The 20113-nt window shown below is 67.8% G+C and carries 19 protein-coding genes and 1 pseudogene; 12 read left to right on the top strand and 8 right to left on the bottom strand.

Features of this window, described 5'->3' with window-relative positions; all coding sequences use genetic code 11:
- Positions 1-13: 13 nt before the first annotated feature.
- A complete protein-coding gene (locus ACFJIX_RS03490; RefSeq protein ID WP_377157779.1) occupies positions 14-1408 on the bottom strand; it encodes an RtcB family protein in 1395 nt (464 codons plus the stop codon).
- A 266-nt stretch (positions 1409-1674) separates the two neighbouring features.
- Between ACFJIX_RS03490 and ACFJIX_RS03495 the strand changes: the two genes are divergently transcribed.
- The 4 genes from ACFJIX_RS03495 to ACFJIX_RS03510 all read left to right on the top strand — a co-directional run bounded on the left by ACFJIX_RS03495 (position 1675) and on the right by ACFJIX_RS03510 (position 6553).
- Positions 1675-2853 carry an NAD(P)/FAD-dependent oxidoreductase gene (locus ACFJIX_RS03495; protein WP_377157780.1) on the top strand — a complete coding sequence of 393 codons (1179 nt, stop codon included), beginning with the start codon at positions 1675-1677 and terminating at the stop codon, positions 2851-2853.
- 401 nt (positions 2854-3254) lie between these two features.
- Entirely contained in the window at positions 3255-3899 is a 645-nt protein-coding gene (locus tag ACFJIX_RS03500; protein ID WP_377157782.1) for a hypothetical protein, read from the top strand.
- A gap of 271 nt (positions 3900-4170) precedes the next feature.
- Positions 4171-4599, top strand: a complete 429-nt coding sequence (locus tag ACFJIX_RS03505) for a hypothetical protein (protein WP_377157784.1) — start codon at positions 4171-4173, stop codon at positions 4597-4599.
- 85 nt (positions 4600-4684) lie between these two features.
- On the top strand, positions 4685-6553 hold the full coding sequence (locus ACFJIX_RS03510; RefSeq protein ID WP_377157785.1) for a DUF885 domain-containing protein: 1869 nt from the start codon (positions 4685-4687) through the stop codon (positions 6551-6553).
- A gap of 4 nt (positions 6554-6557) precedes the next feature.
- On the opposite strand, the gene ACFJIX_RS03515 is transcribed toward ACFJIX_RS03510, so the two are convergent.
- Positions 6558-7481: a LysR substrate-binding domain-containing protein gene (locus ACFJIX_RS03515; RefSeq protein ID WP_377157786.1), complete on the bottom strand. Its 924-nt coding sequence runs from the start codon at positions 7479-7481 to the stop codon at positions 6558-6560.
- A 105-nt stretch (positions 7482-7586) separates the two neighbouring features.
- Between ACFJIX_RS03515 and ACFJIX_RS03520 the strand changes: the two genes are divergently transcribed.
- The 7 genes and pseudogenes from ACFJIX_RS03520 to ACFJIX_RS03550 all read left to right on the top strand — a co-directional run bounded on the left by ACFJIX_RS03520 (position 7587) and on the right by ACFJIX_RS03550 (position 12933).
- A complete protein-coding gene (locus tag ACFJIX_RS03520; RefSeq protein WP_377157787.1) occupies positions 7587-7709 on the top strand; it encodes a hypothetical protein in 123 nt (40 codons plus the stop codon).
- A gap of 135 nt (positions 7710-7844) precedes the next feature.
- Entirely contained in the window at positions 7845-8351 is a 507-nt protein-coding gene (locus tag ACFJIX_RS03525) for a DUF6265 family protein (protein WP_377157789.1), read from the top strand.
- Positions 8352-8370: 19 nt separating this feature from the next.
- The gene (locus tag ACFJIX_RS03530; protein WP_377157791.1) at positions 8371-8766 is read left to right on the top strand and encodes a GFA family protein; all 396 of its coding nucleotides are present in this window, start codon (positions 8371-8373) and stop codon (positions 8764-8766) included.
- A 154-nt stretch (positions 8767-8920) separates the two neighbouring features.
- Complete coding sequence (locus ACFJIX_RS03535) at positions 8921-9133, top strand: peptidoglycan-binding protein (RefSeq protein WP_377157793.1); 213 nt, start codon at positions 8921-8923, stop codon at positions 9131-9133.
- Between the two features lie 355 nt (positions 9134-9488).
- A pseudogene (locus ACFJIX_RS03540) lies at positions 9489-10244 on the top strand (alpha/beta hydrolase family esterase); the annotation flags it as partial.
- A gap of 104 nt (positions 10245-10348) precedes the next feature.
- A complete protein-coding gene (gene dbpA, locus ACFJIX_RS03545) occupies positions 10349-11689 on the top strand; it encodes an ATP-dependent RNA helicase DbpA (protein ID WP_377161588.1) in 1341 nt (446 codons plus the stop codon).
- Positions 11686-12933 (top strand): DEAD/DEAH box helicase, encoded by a 1248-nt coding sequence (locus ACFJIX_RS03550; protein WP_377157795.1) that lies wholly within the window; start codon positions 11686-11688, stop codon positions 12931-12933. Before dbpA ends, ACFJIX_RS03550 begins: the two co-directional genes overlap by 4 nt.
- A gap of 28 nt (positions 12934-12961) precedes the next feature.
- Here ACFJIX_RS03550 and ACFJIX_RS03555 read toward each other — a convergent pair whose 3' ends face one another.
- A complete protein-coding gene (locus tag ACFJIX_RS03555; protein ID WP_377157797.1) occupies positions 12962-13315 on the bottom strand; it encodes a DUF1428 domain-containing protein in 354 nt (117 codons plus the stop codon).
- A gap of 306 nt (positions 13316-13621) precedes the next feature.
- On the opposite strand from ACFJIX_RS03555, the gene ACFJIX_RS03560 reads away from it, so the two are divergent.
- On the top strand, positions 13622-15211 hold the full coding sequence (locus ACFJIX_RS03560) for a chitinase (protein ID WP_377157799.1): 1590 nt from the start codon (positions 13622-13624) through the stop codon (positions 15209-15211).
- Between the two features lie 54 nt (positions 15212-15265).
- Here the strand turns inward: ACFJIX_RS03560 and ACFJIX_RS03565 are convergent, their stop codons facing one another.
- The 5 genes from ACFJIX_RS03565 to ACFJIX_RS03585 all read right to left on the bottom strand — a co-directional run bounded on the left by ACFJIX_RS03565 (position 15266) and on the right by ACFJIX_RS03585 (position 20053).
- Complete coding sequence (locus ACFJIX_RS03565) at positions 15266-15865, bottom strand: flavin reductase family protein (protein WP_377157801.1); 600 nt, start codon at positions 15863-15865, stop codon at positions 15266-15268.
- Between the two features lie 616 nt (positions 15866-16481).
- Positions 16482-17369, bottom strand: coding sequence for a nucleotidyltransferase (locus ACFJIX_RS03570; RefSeq protein WP_377157802.1), 888 nt, complete (start codon positions 17367-17369; stop codon positions 16482-16484).
- 13 nt (positions 17370-17382) lie between these two features.
- Positions 17383-18294, bottom strand: coding sequence for an S-4TM family putative pore-forming effector (locus ACFJIX_RS03575; RefSeq protein WP_377157804.1), 912 nt, complete (start codon positions 18292-18294; stop codon positions 17383-17385).
- Between the two features lie 14 nt (positions 18295-18308).
- A complete protein-coding gene (locus ACFJIX_RS03580; RefSeq protein ID WP_377157806.1) occupies positions 18309-18728 on the bottom strand; it encodes a hypothetical protein in 420 nt (139 codons plus the stop codon).
- Between the two features lie 44 nt (positions 18729-18772).
- Complete coding sequence (locus tag ACFJIX_RS03585; RefSeq protein ID WP_377157808.1) at positions 18773-20053, bottom strand: nucleotidyltransferase; 1281 nt, start codon at positions 20051-20053, stop codon at positions 18773-18775.
- Between the last annotated feature and the right edge of the window lie 60 nt (positions 20054-20113).

Raw genomic sequence — 20113 nt, forward strand, 5'->3', positions numbered from 1 at the left:
AGGCCAGATTCGCTCACGCCTTGAACGTCACCCACGGCCTGAGCTTCGCGACGCCTTCGATGAGCCCCGCGCTCGTCTGCGCATCGATGACGGGCCCGATCGGCTTGTAGGCCTCGGGCGCTTCCTCGATGCGGCGTTCCTCGCGCAGCGTCACGCATTGCCAGTCCGCGTCGCCGCGGTCGACGGTCTGCAGACGCCGCGTCTCCTGACGGCGCATGCGTCGGCCTGCACCGTGGCTGCACGACCAGAGCCAGTCCGGGTGACCGAGCCCACGAGCGACATACGAGCCGTCGCCCATCGAGCCCGGGATCAGCGCGAGCTGCCCGTCATGCGCCGGCGTCGATCCCTTGCGATGGATGTTCAGGCCGTGCTCGGCGAGCACGACGTTGTGGGGCACGTCCACGACCAGCCGCGAGCTGTCCGCACCAAACAGATCGGCCAGTTCCCGCCGCACCATCTCCGCCAGCACGACCCGGTTGGCCCACGCGTATCGGGCCGCGACGCCCATGGCTTCGAGGTACTCGCCGGCCAGCGGGCCCTCGAGGGCATAGAGCTTGCTCTCCGGATGACGCACGCCGACGGGCCACGCGTCGCGAGCGCGATCCATCCAACGGGCGCCGACGTGGAAGCCCATGTCGCGCGAGCCGCTGTGGATCATGACGACGACGTCGCCCGCGCGCAGACCGTGCTCATACGCCGCGTGCCGATCGAGGATGCGCTCGACGACCTGGAGCTCGACGAAGTGGTTGCCGCCGCCTGGCGTGCCGAGACAAGGATCCCGGAAGCGATCGCGCCCATCAACGAACGCATGGGGCGCGTGGCGCGAGTGCCCGCCAAGCCGGTCGAGTCCGACGCAGCGATCGACCTCCGCCACGAGCCGGTCGCGGTCGACGCCGGCCCACAGACCTTCCGGCGCGATGCGATCGAGGAAGGCCAGTGGCCCGTCGTCGAACAGCGCCTTGAAGGCCAGCGTCGGCGTCGGGACGTTGCGGGCGTTCTCGAGCAGCACGGCCTTCAGTCGCGCGATGAGCGCGGACTGGCGAGGCGCCGCCTGCGCGAGCGAGAGCCCGGTCGTCACCAGCCGCATGCCGCAGTTGATGTCGGTGCCGATGGCGGCGGGGATGACGACGTCTTCCGGCGTCGCGACCACGGCGCCGACCGGCGCGATCGACCCGGGATGGAAGTCGGGCGTCGCGCACGCGGCGCAGACGGCGGCATCGCCGCCGGGCGTCTTCACCGAGGCGAAGGCGAGCAGTTGCTTGACGGCCTTTTCCTCGAGCGGCAACGCGGCCGGCAGCAGGATGGTGGCTTGTGCGCTGTCGTTGCGGACGGTGTAGATGCCGTCCTCGAAACGCAGGTCGATCTGCGAGCGCGCGAAGGCTCGCTGGAGTCGAAGGGAGTGAGACATGGTGCTGTGCTCTCCGGGGCCGGAAGGCGCCCGAGGCCTGGAAGCCCAGGCGAAAAGGGACAACCGCCGGCGAGAAGCCGCGGCTGAGGACCTTTTCTGCAGCAGCAGTCAGAAAAGAGGGCGCGAGTCTAGCCGTCGACCGCGAGGCCCGCAAGGCCCGCGCGAGCGTTTGCGTTAAAGTCCCGCGCCCATCGCCCGCAGCGTTCCGCTCGGCGCGAAGCGGGTTCAAGCAGGTTGTTCAGGGTCGAAGGGAAGCAGTTGTGGACGTGCAGGACACCGATGTCGTGATCATTGGCGCGGGCGCCGCGGGGCTGATGTGCGCCGCGCTGGCGGGCCAGCGCGGCCGCCGCGTGCTGCTGGTGGACCACGCCAACAAGGCCGGCAAGAAGATCCTCATGTCGGGAGGAGGCAACTGCAACTTCACCAACCTGTACACCGAGCCGGCCAACTTCCTCTCGGAGAACAAGCACTTCTGCAAGTCGGCGCTGGCGCGCTACACGCAGTGGGACTTCATCGCGCTGGTCAACAAGCATCAGATCCCGCACCACGAGAAGAAGCTCGGCCAGCTGTTCTGCGACAACAAGTCCATCGACATCCTGCGCATGCTGCTCGCCGAATGCGCCGAGGTCGGCGTCACGCCGATGCTCGACACCACCGTCGAGACGATCGAGAAGACCGAGTCGGGTTACGCGCTCACGACCACCGCGGGGCCGATGCGCTGCCAGTCGCTGGTGATCGCCACCGGCGGACTGTCGATTCCGACGATGGGCGCGACCGGCTTCGGCTATCAGGTCGCGAAGCAGTTCGGCCACACGCTGCTGCCGACACGCGCCGGGCTGGTGCCGTTCACGATCACGGACCAGCTCAAGGACCTGTGCAACGAACTCAGCGGGACCTCGGTCGACTGCCTGGTCAGCTGCAACGGCAAGAGCTTCCGCGAGAACATCCTGTTCACGCACCGCGGCCTCAGCGGGCCGGCGATCCTGCAGATCTCGTCGTACTGGCTGCCGGGTCAGGCGGTGGAGATCAACCTGCTGCCCGACCTCGACGTGCCCGGCTGGCTCGCGCAGCAGCGCAACGATCGGCCCAATGCGGAACTCAAGACGCTGCTGGCGGAGCTGTTCACGAAGAAGATGGCCACGCTGATCGGCGAGCAGTGGTTCGTGTCCAAGCCGATCAAGCAGTACACGCACGCGGAGCTGGAGCAGATCGCCCAGCGCCTGTCCGCGTGGCAGGTCATCCCTGCGGGCACCGAGGGCTACCGCACGGCGGAGGTCACGCTAGGCGGCGTCGACACCAAGGAGGTGTCCTCCAAGACGATGGAATCGCTGAAGTCGCCGGGGCTGTACTTCATCGGCGAGGTGCTCGACGTCACCGGCCATCTGGGAGGTTTCAACTTCCAGTGGGCGTGGGCGTCGGCAAATGCGGCGGCGCAGTTCGTGTGAGCGGCTGGTCCGTCGATGGAGGCCAGAAAGACAGACGGCCCCCGAAGGGGCCGCCGCGATGCGGGGTTCTCTATCGCGGAGACCGCGAACTCCCATTCCAGCTGGGACCCGATGACTCGGGCGGCACTACCTTTTTCACCCCACCACAATGTAGATCTTTAGCCTCGAACTTTAGAGTCCTGCGCGGTTTGCCGCAATGACCTCCATAGGCACCGCTCTTGTCAGTCTCTCGAATACATTCTTCGGTCACCTGAGGCGATTGATTCACTTATTGAAGGTCGCGAACTCACGACGAACGCTGCAGGTTCTGCTTGACCTGCGGAACCCTTGATCACGCGCAAGATCGCTGGAGTCCTTCATCGGAAACATGACCGGCCCGTCATCACCAGGGCCGCCAAGTCATGTGCAGTTCAACGCTGGAGGGCGAGCCGCGCCCTGTTCGAGAAGACTCTCCCGTCACCGAAATTCCGATTGCCGATCACCTCGATGTTGTTCGTGCTCATCATCGGTTCAGGAATGTCATGCGCGATGGACAGGCGTGGGACCTGTCGCATCTGGCCCCCTTTGCATTCCGGGTAGATCCGGGACTCGGATTCGAAGTGACCGTGGTCGTTGCCTTCTCGTGTCACTGTTTCACACGATCGATCGCGCGCGACGGACGACGACGCGGCGAGATTCCCCACACAGAACTATTCGATGACGGACGCGAGGTGCGCGTACTGTGCGAGCGGAGGTATGAGCTCTCGAAGCGACATCTTCCGGAACTCATTCGGGAGCTACGCAAGCGAACAATTCGGATCGCTCGCGACAACCCTCAGAATTTCGTCACCACGGAGCAGATCGAAGGTCCCGATACGCCAGAGCGACAGTACGTCGTCTTTTTTGAAGTCACGCGCGACAGCAAGCGCAAGGGTCGATTGCTTTTGCAGGTCCAGTCCGCTTATGCCGTGGATGTCTCCGCGCATGAACGGTTCCGTCCGCGACGCCGAGTTGCGTTCTTCAACCTGCTCAAGACCACCAGTCTTCGGCGGAAGATTTCCGGCTGAAAGTTCGAGGCAGAAAGACAGACGGCCCCCGAAGGGGCCGCCGCGATGCGGGGTTCTCTATCGCATTGCTGCGAATGACCAGTTCAACTGGAACCCGATGACTCGGGTGGCGCTGCCCATCACACCCCGCCTAGGCAGATCTTGAGCTTCGCAGTTTATCGACCCCCATGCGTCCCCGCAAGATTTCCACATGACAACCGTCAAGGTGCCACGTGTTGCGTTGTCACACGGCCCGGCGAAGATGTCCGGCTTTCACGCATCGAGGCTCGCCATGCGAACGACCGCCCTGCTGCTCGCCATCTGCGCGTTCTGCGCGACGTCCGCCCACGCGCAAACGCCCGCACCCTCAACACCCGGCCCCTCGCTCAAGGCCTCCGCCTGCGTCGAAACCGACCGCATGATGGACTGGCGCGAGATCACCTGCACGCTCCCCGCCGGCGCAGCGCCCAAGCGCTTCAGCTTCCGCGCGATGTTCACCGGCGGGCATGACGACACCTCGGCCAGCATCGCGCCGGAGCTCGACGGCCAGCCGTTCGCGTGCGACGCGGGCAGCAAGCTCAGCCTGTTCGGCGAGGACGGCGACGTCAGCGTGTTCTGCCAGTTCGACCGATCGGCCCTCCCCGCCGCCGCCGCGCGGCTCAAGGTGCTGATCAAGTGGAGCCACGCCGAGTTCGCCGACTACGAGTTCAGCAGCGAGTGACCCTGTTCCGCTCGCCGGGGAGTGACGAATAGCCGGTTACCCTGCCTCCCGTTCCAATCGACGCATCGTCGACCAGGGAGAGCACATGACGAAGACGACCCGATCCACCGGCGCGCTGCCCCTCCGGCGCCGGACCTTGATCGCTGCCGGCGTGGCCGGCTGGATGACCACCGCGCCGGCCCTCAATGTCGCCGCTGCAGCGACTGCGACCGCGACAGCCTCTTTCGGCGCGGCCGATTTCGACGCCTGGGCCGAGCGCATCGCCGCCGCCCGCATGAAGCGGCTGCCCGAACATGCCACCCGCATGCAGTACTTCGAGGGCCCGACGCAGGACCGGCTCGACGGCCAGTGGAACGACCTCTCGCGCGCCTCCGAGCTGGCCGACATCGCCCGCGACCGGCAGGCGCTGGCGGAGCTCGCCCGCTTCCCGCGCGAGGCGTTGACGCCGACGCAGCGTACCTCCGCCGCGCTCATGGCGTGGACGATGCAGCAGGACGTGGCCGGCGCGGCGTTCCTCGATCATCACTACGTCTTCGAGCACATGGACGGCGTGCACGTCGGCCCGATCACCTTCCTCGTGCAGGAACACCCGATGCGCCACGCGCGCGACGTGCGCAGCTACCTGACGCGGATGGCGGGCCTGGCCGCGCTGATGGACCAGGGCATCGTCCGCGCCCGCGCGTCGCAGGCCAAGGGCGTGCTGATGCCGCGCTTCATCACGGCGACGACGATCGGCCAGATCGAGCAGTTCGTGGCCGCGCCCCCCGCGGCCAATCCGCTGGTGATCTCGCTGACCGAGCGCATGGCCGGCCTGGCCGACATGAGCGACGACGCCCGCAAGCGCGCTCGCGCGCAGGCCGAGGCCATCATCGCGAAGTCGGTCGTCCCGGCGTGGAAGCGCGGCCTGACGCTGATGCGCGCGCAACTGCCGCTGACCACCGACGATGCCGGCGTCTGGCGGCTGCCCGACGGCGACAAGTTCTATGCCGCCCGCCTGCGCGAGAACACGACGACCGCACTCACGCCGGCCGAGATCCACGCGATCGGCCTGAAGCAGGTCGCCCGCATCGAAGGCGAGATGGACGGCCTGCTGCGGCAGCTCGGCTACGCGGACGGCTCGATCGAGCAGCGCTATCGCAAGATGGACGCCGACCGCCAGCCCAAGGACGCCGCGCCGCAGGGCCAGCTGCTGGACCGCTACACCACCTACCTGCGCGACGCCGAGGCGCGCGCCCGCCTGATCTTCGACGTGATGCCGAAGGCGCCCGTCGAGGTCCGCCGCGAGCCCGCGCTGACCGAGCCCACCGCCGCCGCGCACTACACGACGCCAGCGCCGGACGGCTCGCAGCCGGGCGTGTTCTGGGCGCCGCTCGCGGGACCGACCTACGAGATCGCCGACATGCGGACGCTGGTCCACCACGAAGCGATCCCGGGACACCACTTCCAGCTCGCGATCCAGATGGAGGCGAAGGACCTGCCCTACTTCCGTCGCCGCGCCGCATTCACGGCGGGCTCGGCCTACGTGGAGGGCTGGGCGCTCTACTCGGAGCAGCTGGCCGTCGAGAACGGCTGGTACGAGGGCGACCCGGTCGGACACCTCGGCCAGCTCTACGGCGCGCTGTTCCGCGCGCGGCGCCTGGTCGTCGACACCGGCCTGCATGCGATGAAGTGGACCCGCCAGCAGGCGATCGACTACGGCATCACGCCGCAGGAGGTCGACCGCTACGTCACGTGGCCAGGGCAGGCCTGCGCGTACATGCTGGGCCGTCTGCGCATCGAGGCGCTGCGCGAGAAGGCCCGCCAACAGTTGGGCGACCGCTTCGAGATCAAGCAGTTCCACAACGTCGTGCTGCTGACCGGCGACGTGCCGTTGACGGTGCTGGAACAGGTGGTCGACGCATGGGTCGACAGTCGCCGCAGCGCGGGCTCGGGGTCGGCCAACGCGGCGCCCTGAGCGATCACGCCCGCCCCGTCGCCAGGGGTGCGTGGCGGGCCATCAAGGTCTCGATCCAGTCCATGAACACGCGCAGCTTCGCGCTGACGTGGCGGTTGGGGGGATAGGCAAGGTACATCGGCATGGGGTCCATCGCCCAGTCGGTGAGCAGCGGCACGAGCTCGCCGCGTGCCGCGTGCGGATCGGCCATGTAGCGCGGCAACCAGAGCACGCCCATGCCGGCGAGCCCCGCCGCCAGGTAGGCGTTGCCGTCGTCGGCGGCCACCACGTAGCGACCGCGCACCTCGACGACCTCGTCGCCGCGCCGCATCTCCATCGATCCCACCGTGCCCTTGCTGGCCCGCAGGAACCCGACGATGCGGTGGTGGGGTTCCTCGATCTCGCGCGGATGCGCGGGCGTCCCCGCGACCGACAGGTAGCCGGGCGATGCGAAGACGCCCAGCTGCAGATCGCCGACCCGTCGCGCGATCAACGACGGCACGGTGACCTCGCCGCCGCGCAGCACGGCATCGACGTTGTCGCCGATCACATCGACGATGCGGTCGCTGACGCCCATGTCGAGCTGGATCTCCGGATGGCGCGCGTGGAAGTCCGGCAGCGCCGGCATCAGCACCATGCGCGCGAACGGGGTCGGCACGTCGACGCGCAGCCGGCCGCGCGGCGAGCTGGTCGCGTCGGACAAGGCCGTGTCCGCGTCATCGAGCTCGGCCAGCACGCGCACCACGCGCTCGTAGTACGCGGCGCCGTCGGGCGTCACGCGGACCTGCCGCGTCGTGCGATGCAGCAGCTTCACGCGCAGCCGCGCTTCCAGCTGCTGCACCAGCTGCGTCACGGTGGTCTTGCTCATGTGCAGCGTCTGGGCTGCCTTGGTGAAGCTGCCCGCCTCCACCACGCGGGCGAAGGCCTGCAGCGCGTCGAATCGGTCCATGTCGCCGGTTGGTCTGGTGTTGCCGAGCGGTCATTGTGCGGCTTGCCTGCCCGACGGCCAGCGCTTCCACCACGCGATGCGCGTCACGCCTCGGGCGACGGCTGCGTGGTCGCCTTCGTCCTGTTGCACATGCCGGGTGTGACCGACGAGGCCTTCGAGAACGACGCGGTGCATGTGGCGCGCGATCTGGGGACGCTCAAGGCGTTGGTGGAGAAGCGGAAGACTTGATCGGCCCCGTGGTCGACTGTTCCTAGGTCGAGCCTCGCACCAGGCGTCGCGTGAGCCGCTTCCGGCACCGGCCCGGATGGCGGCGACGGGCCGCCGGCGTTAGATTCATGCATCCAGTGCCCGGAGACCACCGCCATGCGTCCATCCCTCGCTGCCACCATCGGTGTGCTGATCGCCATCTCGCTGTCGCCGCTCGGATCCTTGCCGGCGCGCGCCGAGGACGCCCAGCTGGAACGTCTGAACTGGCTCGCCGGCTGCTGGGCCGCGGAGAAGGGCGAGCCCGGCTCCGTCGAGCACTGGCTGCCGCTGGCCGGCGGCACGATGCTGGGCATCGGCCGCACGGTGAAGAACGGCCGCACCGTCGAGCACGAGTTCCTGCAGATCCGGCTGAACGCCGACGGCAAGGTCGTCTACGTCGCGCTGCCGTCGCGGCAGAAGGAAGCCACCTTCGTCGCGACGTCGATCGGCGATCGCGCGGTCACCTTCGAGAACCCCGAGCACGACTTCCCGCAGCGCATCCTCTACAAGGCCGTCGGCGAGACGGGCCTCGCCGCGCGCATCGAAGGGCAGCGCAACGGCGCCACGCGGGGCATCGACTTCCCGATGAAGCGCGTGGCCTGCGACGCAGCGAAGTCACCGTGAGGCGGAAGGAGCCCCCGTCATGGACCGATTCACCGGCGGCTGTCTCTGCGGCGATGTCCGCCTCGTCGCGACCGGCCGTCCCTACCGGGTCGGCCTGTGCCACTGCCTCGACTGCCGCAAGCATCACGGCGCGCTCTTCGGCGCCTCCGCGATCTTTGCGCAGGACGCGGTCACGGTCACCGGCGAGACCCGCAATTTCCGTGGCCGACACTTCTGCCCCCGCTGCGGATCGTCGGTGTACTCCCGGACCGGCGACGAGGTCGAAGTGCATCTCGGCGCGCTCGACGCGCCGAACCAGCTGACGCCGACCTACGAGCTCTGGACCGTCCGGCGCGAGGCCTGGCTGCCGCCCTTCCCGCTCACCCGTCACCACGAGCGCGACCGCGATTCGGAGAGCCGTTCCGAGGACCCTTGAACTCACGCGCCCGGGGCATCCTCCCGCATGGAGGATTCAACCCACCATCGATCGCCCAAAACCCCATCCAGCAGGCGCCGCGCCCGCACCGGGGACGGAGGGCGCTCGTGAACATCGAAACACAGCCGCGCCCACGGCTCGTGGGATCGTCTGCGTGGCGGCCACCTCGCCGCTGACGCGCGGGCTGGACGTGCGCCTGCTGCAGCTGGCGCTCTCCGACGCCGGCGAGCCGGTGAAGGCCGACGGCGTGTTCGGCGACCAGTCCGCGAAGTCGCTGGCACGGGTCCAGTCGGCCCGTGGGAAAACGGCCAGCGGCGCCGCCGATCCGGCGCTGGTCGTGGAACTAATGCAGCCGGTCTTCGGCTGAAGGCACTGCAGGCGCCGCTGGCGCTGGAGGCAACGCCGAGGCCGGCGCTCGCGGCGATGGCGGCGGAACTCCCCGTTCCGGGCCTCCGGCCAGATGCCTGCCCGGGCGGACATCGCAAACACTCATGAAGCCGATCCGGGATCCGTGCTTCAATCGGGCACTGCCACACGCGCCCCCAGCCCTCGAATGCTCATGGACCTGCCGCTCGAATCGAAGAGCGGAACGCTCGCCGACCAGTTCCTCCGCAGCACTTTCGTGCAAGGCCGCGCTTCCATCGACTATCAGCTCTACGTCCCACCGGGTGACAGCGCCGAACCACGCCCGTTGCTGGTGATGCTGCACGGGTGCGGACAGGACCCCGGACGACTTCGCCGTCGGCACGCGCATGAACGAGATGGCGCGTCGCAACGGCTGGCTGGTGCTGTACCCGGCGCAGTCGGCGCAGGCCAATCCGCAAGGCTGCTGGAACTGGTTCAAGTCCAATCACCAGGAGCGCGGACGCGGCGAGCCCGCCCTGATCGCCGCCCTGACACAGGAGGTCATGGCCCGCCACAGCGTCGACGCGAAGCGCGTCTACATCGCGGGCCTCTCGGCCGGCGGCGCGATGGCCGTCATCCTCGGGCGCGCCTATCCCGAACTCTTCGCCGCCGTCGGCGTGCATTCCGGCCTGCCGCATGGCGCCGTCGACGACGCCAGCGGCGCGATGGCGATGATGCGCAGCGGACAGCCCACGCGCCTGCCCGCGGACGGCGTGACGGCCGAGGCGACGGGCAACGCCGATCGCCCCACGCCGACCATCGTCTTCCACGGCACGCGCGACATGACCGTCCACCCGCTCAACGGCGAGCAGGTCTACGCCGATGCCACGTCCGGCGTGGCCGGCGTCCAGCGCGTCGAGAACGGCCGTGAAGGCACGCGCGCCTACACCCGTCGCACGCACGTGACGCCACAGGGGCGCGTGCACGCCGAACTCTGGCTGATCGAGGGCGGCGGACACGGCTGGTCCGGCGGCGACCAGAGCGGCTCCTACACCGACTGGCTGGGCCCCGACGCGAGCGACCAGATGCTGTGTTTCTTCATGGCACACCCGCTGGGCGACAATCGTGCATGACCCGCACCGATCCCACCGGCGCCGCAGCCGCGGCACCTGCTGCCTTGCAGCCGCCGGCGGCGCCTAGCGCCACTTCCTTCGACAGCCTGCCCTTGCCGCCCGCGATGCGGGCGAATCTGCAGCAGCTCGGCTACCTCTCGATGACGCCCATCCAGGCCGCCAGCCTGCCGCTCGCGCTGGCCGGCAAGGATCTGATCGCGCAGGCGAAGACGGGCAGCGGCAAGACCGCCGCGTTCTCGCTGCCGCTGCTGACCAACCTGAATCCGCGCCGCTTCGCCGTGCAGGCGCTGGTGCTGTGCCCGACGCGCGAGCTCGCCGAACAGGTGACGCAGGAGATCCGCCGCCTGGCGCGCGCCGAGGACAACATCAAGATCCTGACGCTGTGCGGCGGCGCGCCGATCCGCAACCAGCTCGCGAGCCTGTCGCACGGCGCGCACATCGTCGTCGGCACGCCGGGACGCATCCTGGACCACCTGCAGCGCGAGACGCTCACGCTGGAGGCGCTGAACACGCTGGTGCTCGACGAGGCCGATCGCATGCTCGACATGGGCTTCGCCGAGGACATCGCGCAGGTGATCGCGAACTGCCCGAAGACGCGCCAGACGCTGCTGTTCTCCGCCACCTACCCGGACGGCGTGAAGTCCATCGCGACGCGCTTCATGCGCGCGCCGCAGGAAGTGACGCTCACCGAGAAGCACGCCGCCGGCAAGATCCGCCAGCGCTTCTACGAGGTGAAGGAGAACGAGCGCCTGCATGCCGTCGGCCTGCTGCTCAACCACTTCCGCCCGGCCAGCACGCTGGCCTTCTGCAACACCAAGCAGCAGTGCCGCGACCTTGTCGCCGTGCTGCAGGCCGAGGGCATCGTCGCGCTGGAACTGCACGGCGACCTCGACCAGCGCGACCGCGATCAGGTGCTGGTGCAATTCGCCAACCGCAGCTGCAGCGTCCTCGTGGCGACGGACGTGGCGGCGCGCGGACTGGACATCGCGCAGCTGGAAGCGGTCATCAACGTCGACATCACACCTGACCCCGAAGTCCACGTGCATCGCGTCGGCCGCACCGGCCGCGCGGACGAGGCGGGCTGGGCGTTCAGCCTGGCCAGCCTCGACGAGATGGGGCGCGTCGGCCGCATCGACCAGATGCAGGGCAGCGTCACGCCGTGGCATCCGCTGACCGAGCTCACCACCGAGCCCGGCGCCGAGCCGCTGCATCCGCCGATGGTCACGCTGCAGATCCTGGGCGGCCGCAAGGAGAAGATCCGTCCGGGCGACGTGCTGGGCGCGCTGACCAAGGACCTCGGATTCGACGGCGCGCAGATCGGCAAGATCAACGTCAACGAGTTCTCGACCTACGTCGCCGTCGAGCGCGGCATCGCCGACCAGGCGCTGCGCAAGCTCAACGCCGGCAAGGTGAAGGGCAAGTCGGTGAAGGTGCGCCTGCTGTGAGCACGGAGAACACCTTCGCCGCGCTGGGCCTGTCGCCGCGCCTCGTGCGCGCCGCCGATGAGCTCGGCTTTGAAGTGCCCACACCGATCCAGGCGGCCGCGATGCCGCCGATCATCGAAGGCCGAGACCTGCTGGGCTCGGCGGCGACGGGCTCCGGCAAGACGGCGGCCTTCGTCTTCCCGATGCTGCATCGCATCGATGCCCGCGTCCGGCCCGCGCTGCGTCGCACGCAGGCGCTGGTGCTGGTGCCCACGCGCGAACTCGCCGCCCAGGTCGGCGAGACGGTGATCCAGGTCGGACGTTTCCTCGACGAGCCGCTGAAGGTCTCGGTGCTGTACGGCGGCGTGTCGATCAATCCGCAGATGATGGCGCTGCGTGGCGGCGCGGACATCGTCGTCGCGACGCCGGGCCGGCTGCTGGACATCGTCGAGAAGAATGCGCTCAAGCTCTCCGACGTGGAGTGCCTGGTGCTGGACGAGGCCGATCGGCTGCTCGACGCCGGCTTCGCCGACGAGCTGGCGCGAGTGCTGGCGCTGCTGCCGAAGCGTCGACAGAACCTGCTGTTCTCCGCCACCTTCCCGGCGGCGGTGCAGACGCTGGCGGACCAGCTGCTGCACGACCCGGTGCGCATCGAGGTCAGCGGCGAGCCGGCCACCGAAGGCCAGATCGAGGAACACGCGGTCGAGGTCGACGCCGCGAAGCGCACGCCGCTGCTGCGTCACATGATCGAGCAGGGCGAGTGGTCGCGCGTGCTCGTCTTCGTCGCGACGCGCTACGCCTGCGATCACGTGGCCGACAAGCTGCGCCGGAACGGCCTGGAGGCCGCGGCCTTCCACGGCGATGCGAGCCAAGGGGCGCGCACGCGCACGCTGGCGGACTTCAAGGCCGGTCGGATCCGGGTGCTCGTCGCCACCGACCTCGGCGCACGCGGCATCGACATCGCGCGGCTGCCGGTGGTGGTGAACTACGACCTGCCACGCGCCGCGGACGACTACACGCACCGCATCGGCCGCACCGCGCGCGCCGGCGCGAGCGGACTCGCGGTGAGCTTCATCAGCGCGGCCACCGAGGCGCACTTCCGCCTGATCGAGAAGCGCCAGGGCCGGCGCGTCGAGCGCGAGCGGATCGCCGGCTTCGAGCCGACCGAGATCGCCACGCCCGAGGCCGCCACCGGCGGCGTCAAGGGCAGGCGGCCGAGCAAGAAGGACAAGCTGCGCGCAGCGGCGGCGGCCGCGGGCAAGTGACGGTCGAGCCTCCTGGACGGAGGCTCGCTCAAGCGTCGACGATGACTTCGAAGCCTCCGAAGATCATGCGCTGGCCGTCGAAGGGCATGTCCTTCGGGTCATGGTTCATGCGCGGGTCTTCCATCGACTTCTTCATCCCTTCGTCGCGCGCCTGGCGCGACGGCCAGACGATCCACGAGAACACCACCGTCTCGTCCGGCTTGCGCTGCACGGCCATCGGGAACGAGGTCACCTTGCCCTCGGGCACGTCGTCGCCCCAGCACTCGACGACCTTGAGCGCGCCGTGGTCCTTGAACACCGCCGAGGCGTCCTGCGCCAGTTGGCGATAGGCCTCGCGCTTGGCGGTCGGCACGGCGATCACGAATCCATCCACGTAGTCCATTGCGGTTCTCCGGTTGTTGGCGCGGCTCGATGCCGCTCCCTTGCACGACGAATGGCGATGAGCGGGATCGACAGGATAGGGGGAGCTGGCCACACGCCTTGTCACCATGATCCGGGTTTTCCCGCTGCGCCAGATCGTCCAGATTTCGGAAAGTGGTATCCAAGCGGTGGCAATAAAACTGGAATCTTCTAATACCAGTGAAGATCCACCGACGACGCAATCCGCCGACTGGCCTCAACATCGAGGCCTCCGGCGGCTTTGGTGCGGGCTCGGGACCCGCTTCGGTCTTACCTTGGAACCACTGCCATGACCGTCTCTGTCCGACGCCCCTCCTCTGCCACGTCCGCCCCGCTGCGGCTGATCGTCGCCCTCGGCGCCGCCGCGCTCACCCTGCAGGCGGTCGCGCAGACCGCCGCGGCCTGGAAGCCCGATACCTACTACACCGCCGGCACCGTCGTCAGCTACAACGGCCAGCTCTACCGGGCCACCGTCAACCAGACCGACTACGCCAGCACCGGCTGGAACCCGACCAACGCATCGCTGTGGACCTTGGTCGGCCCCGCGAGCGGTCCGGCACCTTCGCCCGCTCCGTCGCCGGCGCCCACGCCGAGCCCGGCGCCCAGTCCTGCGCCCGCTCCCACGCCGGCCCCGTCCCCCGCCCCTGCGCCGCAGGGTGCATGGAATGCGGCAACGGCCTATTCGGGCGGCGCGATCGTCAGCTACCAAGGCGTGATCTACCGCGCCAACTGGTGGACGCAGGGCGACAACCCCGCGACGCGCAACGGCCCTGTCGGCACGGGTCAGCCATGGACGATCTACAGCGGCACCACGCCGCCCGCCCCCTCACCGGCGCCGACGCCCGCGCCCTCTCCTGCACCGACGCCGGCACCCGGTCCCGCGCCCACGCCGGCCCCGTCGCCCGGCCCGGCGCCCGCGCCCGGCAAGCACCAGCTGATCGGCTACTGGCACAACTTCACCAACCCCGCCGGACCGACCTTCCCGATCAGCGAGGTCTCCGCCGACTACGACGTGATCGTCGTCGCCTTCGCGGACGATGCGGGCAACGGCAGCATCGCCTTCAACCTCGACCCGAGCGCCGGCGGCGAGGCGCGCTTCATCGCGGACGTGGCGGCCGCGCGGTCCAAGGGCAAGAAGGTCGTGTTGTCCTTCGGCGGCCAGAACGGCACGGTGACGCTCAACAACGCGGCGCAGGTGACCAACTTCGTCAACAGCGTCGAGGCCATCATGCGGCGCTACGGTTTCGACGGCATCGACATCGACCTGGAGAGCGGCGCCGGCGTCACCTCGGGCGCGCCGGTGCAGGCCAACCTGGTCAGCGCGGTCAAGCAGCTGAAGGCGCGCATCGGCAGCGGCTTCTACCTGTCGATGGCGCCGGAGCATCCGTACGTCCAGGGCGGCTACGTCGCCTACAGCGGCATCTGGGGCGCCTACCTGCCCATCATCGACGGCCTGCGCGACGAGCTGAACGTGCTCCACGTCCAGTACTACAACAACGGCGCCGTCTACACGCCGTACGCGACGCAGGGCCTGGCCGAGGGCAGCGCCGACATGCTGGTGGCCACCAGCCGGATGCTGATCGAGGGATTCACGACCAACAACGGCACCGGGCCGTTCGTGTTCCGCGGGCTGCGGCCGGACCAGGTCGCGTTCGGGTTGCCGTCGGGTCCGTCGTCGGCCAACAGCGGCCAGGCGAGCGTCGCGACGATCACGGCGGCGCTCAACTGCCTGACGAAGCTGTCGCAATGCGGCGCGATCAAGCCGCCGCAGGCCTATCCGACGCTGCGCGGCGTGATGACGTGGTCGATCAACTGGGACCGCCACGACGGGCAGAGCTTCTCGCGCGGCGTGAGGTCGTCGCTCAACGCGCTGCCCTGAGCGCGGTCGACAGGAACGGGGCCGACCGGGAGGTCGGCCCTTCCGCCGCGTGGCTCAGTCCGGCCTTGCCATGACGAACTTGTCGCCGAGCTCGAAATAGTCGCCCGGTCCGCCGCCTCGCAGGATCGGCCCCGCGGCGGCGGTGTCGAACACCCCGTCCTTCAACAGGGCCGGCGAGATGTGCATCAGCAAGACCTGACCCAGGATCATCCAGGTGTCCACGGGCTCAGCGTCCATGGAGTTCAGCTGGATGATCTGCGACACCTTGCATTCGAAGGCGACGGGGCTCTCTCCGACGCGTGGCGGCCCCACCTTCACGGACGCGACCTCAGTCAGTTTCCCCAGCTCGAATTCATTGACGCCGCGAGGGACCCGCGCACACGTCGCGTTCATGGCCTCGGCCAACTCGCGCGTGGCGAGATTCCAGACGAACTCGCCGGTCTCCTCGATGTTGCGCAACGAGTCCTTCCGGCCAATGCTGGAGAAGCCAATGATCGGCGGCGTGTAGTTCAACGCCGTGAAGAAGCTGTACGGCGCCAGATTCACGACGCCGGCCTTGCTCTTCGTGGACATCCACCCGATGGGTCGAGGTCCGACGATGGCATTGAACGGATTGTGGGGAAGGTTCGGCGCGGTGGGGTCGTAGGTGTGCATGCGGTGAATGGACGGCGTTCGGACGGATGTCGATGGTCCATTCTGGCAAGGGCGATGTCGCGGGTCTGTGAAGACCGATGCGACCCGGGAGCGCAACGAGGGCAAGAGACGTTCGGGCGGTCGGTTCAGGCTGGGCGCGGACCGGACTCAATCCACACCGATTCGCCCGGGTGGTGGTCCTCAATGACCCAGAGCGCCCGCTGGATGCTTCCCGCATCGACCAGTGCGTATTCAAGGCGGGTGACCTGCCTCGGAGGGCTCGAGCCGAACTCCTCCTGTGATATCGCGTCGCACGCACACCAAACACTGTCGTCGGGCAGCAATCTGAGCAGCACCTGCTGGAGACCAGATTTCGTTAGCGCGAGGAACACCATACATGTGGAAAGAGTGAAGCGCGCAGTATGTCCGCTTCCGCTGCGTTGCCACCGCCGCTCTAGGCTGAACCGAGTCGTTCGCGGTACCGTGCATGAACGACTGCTACTGCTAACACCGGTCACCGAAGCAAACTTTGAAAGCGGTCAAAAACACTGAAGATGAATCCGCAGTCCGATCGCAAAATCACTCTTGGCGACTGGAATAGGATGTCGTGCGGCATTGGCTCGGTCGCAGCAAGATGTCAGAAGGTGCCGTTGAACACCAGATTCCACTGCCGGTTGGACTCCTGGACATTGTTGCGGGCCTGTGCGCTGAGCGCCGCCGCAGCGTGGCTGCAGGCGTACTCGATGGCCGTCACCAGCGCCTGCCGCTGAGCCTGCGTATCCGTGGCCGTGATTTGCCCGGCGATGCCACAAGGATCCTGTAGGTAGCCACACACACCGCGCGACAGAACGGCAAAAAAGTCGTGCAGGCACTGACCATACATCTTCGCGCCGACACAGACGCCTGAAGCGGCCAACACCATGTCAGCGTAGAAGCTGCGGATTGGAAGCGAGCCGGCGCGCGCGTGCTTCCACGCTTTGACCAACTGCGAGACCTTGCGCAACTTGTTCCCGCTGGCCAACTGCGCCGCTGCGAAAAACCGGTCATGAATCTGCGGGCTCGTCTCGAACCACCCACCAGCGCCATCAGGGATGAGGTAAACGGGGCGCTGGCTCCCCTTGTCGAAACGCGAAAAAACTGCCGGCACGACGTCCAGGCTCTGGCGGGTGCTGCCGAAGGCCAGGGTTGCGGCCAAGCCATCCTTGCGGATCGCCGAAGTGGTGAATCGGCCGCGCAGCTCGGCCAGCACGTTCTGGATGACGGTGTCCGACGACACCAGCTTTCCGCCCCAGAGCACCTCCTCCTTGCGCAGCACCACCATGACGTCCAGATCGCTGTGGCGCCTGATGGCGGTGCCGCGGCAGTGGCTGCCGATGTTCTGAACTGCCGAGACGGCGAACGCCTTCTCCAGGCGTGCTCGCACCGAGGCGCAGTGCAACTTCGCGGCCGAGAGTTCGGAGTCCAGCGGCTGGATGCGGCTCGCCAGCGCAAGCATGTTGAACTGAGGGGGGCGAAGCGCTTGCATGCGGCGGCCGTCTTCAGGCCGTAACCGTGTGGTTCTTGAGGTAGTCGCCCACGAGGTGCTGAGCGCCTGCGTTCATCTGGGCTTCCAGGTCGTTGCGACGGTAGCGGTACAGGAAATCGAACACAAGCGGGCTGGACACACGGTGGCTGAAAATGGCGTCCTGCAGCTCGCGCGAACGTTCTGCGGCCGCGCCCTCGTCCATACCCGCCGCAGCGCTCTTCCACAGCTTTTCGGATTCGGCCTTCAGGCGCACCAGCGTGTCGATGGTATCGCCCTGCCGGTACTTCTCACGCAGCGCCCAGGTGATGATGGGCATGGCCGGCACCAAGACGGTCAAGATCAGCGCCTCCAGCTTGAGATCCATCGCCAGGCTCCATAGGCTCAGCAGCACGATCACCAAAGCCAGCCCCCACGACAGCACGGCGCCGTACGTCTTTCTCACACTGCTGTCGTACAGCAGGTTCTCGCGCTGGCAAAGGATGCGGCCAACCGGCAACGGCACCTGCTCAACGGCCACCGGGTACCAGTCCCGCAGCCGGCGCTCGCCTTCCTCGTCAAAGGACTTCTCCGACAGCGCGAACACCTCTTCGTGGTCGACGTTGCCGCCAACCAGGAAATCGTTCGGGGGCATGTCCAGCACCGCGCAGTCGAACTCCTCCTGGAGTTTGGCCGCGCACTTCATGCGCGCCTTGTGCCAGCGGTCGAGCACCAGGATCTCGCACAGTCCAATGAACAGCGCGACGAGGGTGATGAAGGCCTTCGCGGCCGGAAACCAGATTGCCGCAGCCAAGCTCAACGCTGGCAGCGAAAGCGTGACCAGCACGATGGTGCCCTGGATCCGCTTTGCCCTGGAATAGATGCGACTCCGAGCACGCAGCAAGGACAGCATCTTCGACTGGTTCTGAGTTTCGATGATCGTGTTCAAGGCATCTCCGGTCTTCAGATTTTGACTTTACCGGCCCGCGCCCAGCGCCTGGACTTGGGCTGAGGGTGCTCGCCGCCGCCGGCCCAAACATCCGTCGCCAACCACTCCTCGAAGTAGTCGAGCCACTCTGCCGCCCACGGCAGGTAGGTTTCGCTGAGCTTCATGTGCGCAGACCACTCATGGGTCTTGGGCAGCCACAAGCACAGCTTGGTGCCGCGCCCCTCGTGCGGGTAGACGTGGGGCAGCGGCCTCGCGCCGGCCAGGGCGCGCGGGCTCGGATCCAGCACCAGCAACTCGGGCGGGCGCGCGACCGCCAGCTTCAGCAAACAGCGATACATGCGCGACAGAGGCGTCGGCGCCACGTTGAACTCGAAACGCAGTTCGCGCCCGCCGATCAGCCGCAGTGAGGATCCTGGCCACGCCAACGACTGCAATTCCGCGTACCGCCTCGCGAGCGACGGCAATGGCCGAGACGGGATCATGCGTGGGCCCCGCCGAAATAGGTGTGCGCACGGGCCGGCGCCACGATGGACGATCCACCGCCGACGATGAAGGCGGCCTTGCCCGCCGAGCGTAGGTCTTCACGCCGCTGCGCGGTGTGGGCCAGCACAGCCTGGCCGGCTCGCGCGCCGAAGGCCGACTCGACGACCTTCGCAACGGTGTCCGCGCCTTGCCCGGCCTCGATGGTCTTCAGCAGATCGGCTAAGTCGCTACGAAGCCTCTCGTGCCACTGACGGAACGCCTGTTGGCGCGGGCTGGTGTTCATCGAGGCGGCCAGGTTGTCGGCCAGCGCGCAGGGGTTGTCCAGAAACCAAAACTCGCCGCCGCCTGCCTGCGCCTGTCGCTCGAACAGGAAGGGGATGAGCTCGACGATGTCCAGGAACAGGTCCAGGGGCCCCTCGTGCACCTTGGGCGCCAGGATCGCATACGCCTTGGCGATCAGGCTGGTGAGGAACACCGAGGTGGGTGCCAAACGACTTGCGTTGGGAACATCGGCGAATGCGTGATTGCGGTGGACCTTGGCGAGCTGCACGAAGCGACTCAGCAAACGGCCCAGCACGTCCTGGGCATCCGGCAGCGGCTCGACATCGGCCCTGCGTACGGAGTCCAGCGCGTACGACAGCGCTTCGACCACGCGGAACGTCGGCGTCACTTTGGCGATCTCGTCGAAGCCCAGGCAATACCCCTTGGGGTTCGTCGCCAGATAGTGCTTTAGCTCGCGGTCCGGGATGCGGCCATGGTGCTCGCCGAAGGCCGGCGTATGCATCGGATCGTCGATCACGGGCGCAAAGTCGGCGCACATGCCGCCGGCGTAGGTGAGCGTCACGCAGCGCTCCCACTTCTTGATCGACAGGCCGTGGCGGTCAGCGTAGCGACCCAGGGCGGCGAAGAGGTGCTGCAACAGCAGCGACGGGCCGGTCTCGCCACCGTAGCGGACCACGGCGCCGCGCGACAGGCGAGCCACCAGATCGATGTCAAACCCCTCGCGGTTGGCATCCAACGGACGAACGATGGTGCCCATCTGGCGGGAGCCATGGGCGTGGACGTGCGTCAGCGTCCCGGCGAACTCGGGGCACTCGGTCAGATACTCGCCAGTGGCTACGTAGGCGCGCTCAAGCTCGGCCAACTGAGTGGCCGTGGGCTCGAAGGTCTTGGCGATCGCCTCCGTGAGGTAGGTGAACCGCGCCGAAGCGTCGGTCGTCACTTGGCGGGTGGTGGCACGGTTGAGGTCGGGAGCGTTCATCGGGATGATCGTCAAGCCGGGTTCGGCAGGCGGTAGTAGTTCATGCCACCAGTCTGCGATTTCTTGCGATCAGGT

The sequence above is a fragment of the Roseateles sp. UC29_93 genome (assembly GCF_042695725.1).
GTDB lineage: Bacteria > Pseudomonadota > Gammaproteobacteria > Burkholderiales > Burkholderiaceae_C > Roseateles > Roseateles noduli_A.